At 69.4% G+C, this 2,242-nt stretch carries 1 protein-coding gene; it reads left to right on the top strand.

The annotated features are described in order from the left end of the window. Positions 1 to 8: 8 nt before the first annotated feature. A partial coding sequence (locus I55_RS22355; protein WP_199902684.1) for a DUF4982 domain-containing protein occupies positions 9 to 2,242 on the top strand: 2,234 nt, incomplete at its 3' end.

Below are 2,242 nucleotides of genomic sequence, written 5' to 3' on the forward strand. Positions count from 1 at the left end.
CGGTATGGATGTACATCACCGATCGGTTGCACATACCGCGCAATACCTACGCCGTGCTGAACACCTGGGGCACCTACGTCTCCACGCTGAGCGCCAGCGACGCCTCGGCGACCGTGCGGGTGCAGACCAACGTCGCCAATGAATACGCCAACGCCCAGACGGTAACGCTGAACACCCAGATCGTGGACGCGGCGGGCAACGTGGTGGCCTCGGCCCAGGACAGCAAGACGCTGCCCTCGGCGCCGCTGCCGGCCACCCCGGCGCAGACCGCGCCCGAGACGGCCTCGCCACCCCCCACCTTCGACCAGACGCTGACGGTCGACCACCCCACGCTGTGGTTCCCCAACAACAGCGCGTGGGGCAAGCCCTACATGTACACCGTGGTCCACACGGTCAGCGTGGACGGCGTGGTGGTCGACGCCACCACCACCCCGCTGGGCATCCGCACCATCACCTGGGACCAGAACTTCCCCATCATCAACGGCCACGCCCATTACCTGTGGGGCGCATCGGGCCGCTATGACTACCCCGCCCTGGGTGCCGCCGTGCCGGAGGAACAGCAGTGGCGCGACGTGGCCCTGCTGGCCAACGCCGGCGGCAGCCTGTACCGCCCCGGGCACTCCTCCCAGGGGCCGGAGTTCCTGGCCGCGGCCGACGCCTATGGCGTGATGATGGTCCAGCCCAGCGGCGACGGCGAGAACGGCTTCGCCCATCTGTGCCCGGGCGACACCTATGTCGGCAACTGCACGGCTTCCACCCTCGACATCGAGATGAAGAAGGAAGTGCACCGTGACATGATCGTGCACGACCGCAACAACCCGTCCGTGCTGGCGTGGGAGGCGGACAACGGCGTCACCGACACCGGCTTCGCCCGCACCCTGAAGTCCATCTCGGAAACCTGGGATCCGGTGTTGACCCGCGCCCAGTCGGACCGCACGCCCGATGCCGCCAACGGCGACATCCTGGGCTGTTCCGGCGACGGCTGCGACATCGGCGTGAAGCGCGACAACCCCAACGTCCCGGCCTGGGGTTCGGAATACTGGGACAACGGCGTCGGCCGCGACCTTTATGACTTCGAGCTGCCCTTCGCCGCCCTGTACATGAAGCAGTGGGTGCAGAGCGTGGCCATGAAGTCCTTCGGCATGGCCCACTGGTACCTGGCCGACACGCCCGGCGAGATCGTGACCCAGGTGGACGGCCCCGGCTCGCCCACCGGTTCCGCCAGCGGCCACACCCCGGAAAGCATCCGCGGCAACGGCGCCTCGATGATGGACGCCAACCGCATTCCCCGCCTGCTCTACTACATCTACCAGGCGGCCTGGACGTCCTACGACAGCCGGCCGGTGGTGAAACTGGCCTACCACTGGAACCGCGTGGGCCAGGTGCGTGTCAACGCCTTCTCCAACTGCCCGTCGGTGCGCCTGCTGCTGAACGGCCAGCGCCAGGGCGGGGATATGACGCCCAACCCGCTGACCAGCGACGTCAGCCCGGACATGACCCAGAACACCACCCTGCTGCCCACCCAGGTGCATTGGGACGTGATGTGGGCCGCGGGAACCCTGACCGCCCAGTGCCTGGACGCCAACGCCCGCGTGGTGCTGGACACCGCCGGCAACCCCATCCAGGACACCCAGGTGACCGCCGGCACGCCGGATCACATCCGCCTGACCGTGACCCCGGAACTGGTGCGCCCCAGCGGCCAGCCCTTCGCCGTGCAGGCCAACGGCACCGACGCCGCCTTCATCACGGCCGAGGTGGTGGACGCCAACAATGTGCGGGTGCCCAACGTCGCCCCCACCCTGACCTTCGCGGTCAGCGGTCCCGGCACCTACCGGGGCGGTGCCGACCATTACGTCAACGACAGCCAGCCCGACGGCTACCACGCGCCGGGCGACCCCAACCTGACGGCCGAAGGCGGCGTCACCCGCATCGCCGTCCGTGCCCAGTTCACCCCCGGCACCGTGACGGTCACCGCCACGTCGCCCGGTCTGGGCGCCGGCACGGCCCACTTCCAGACCGTGGCCACCACCGGCCCCGGCCTGGGCGGCAATGGCAACCTGTCCGTCCCGGCCACCCCGGCCGGCCAGCTGTCCATCGTCACCCCGCCCCAGGAACAGACCGTCACCGTCGGCCAGACGGCGACCTTTCACGTGCTGAGCGCGGGTGCCGCCCCCCTGACCTACCAGTGGCAGCGCGGCGGGGTCGCCATCCCCGTTGCCCAGGGGTACAGCTACACCACCCC

The organism is Azospirillum sp. B4, from assembly GCF_000333275.1.
Classification (GTDB): Bacteria; Pseudomonadota; Alphaproteobacteria; order Azospirillales; family Azospirillaceae; genus Nitrospirillum.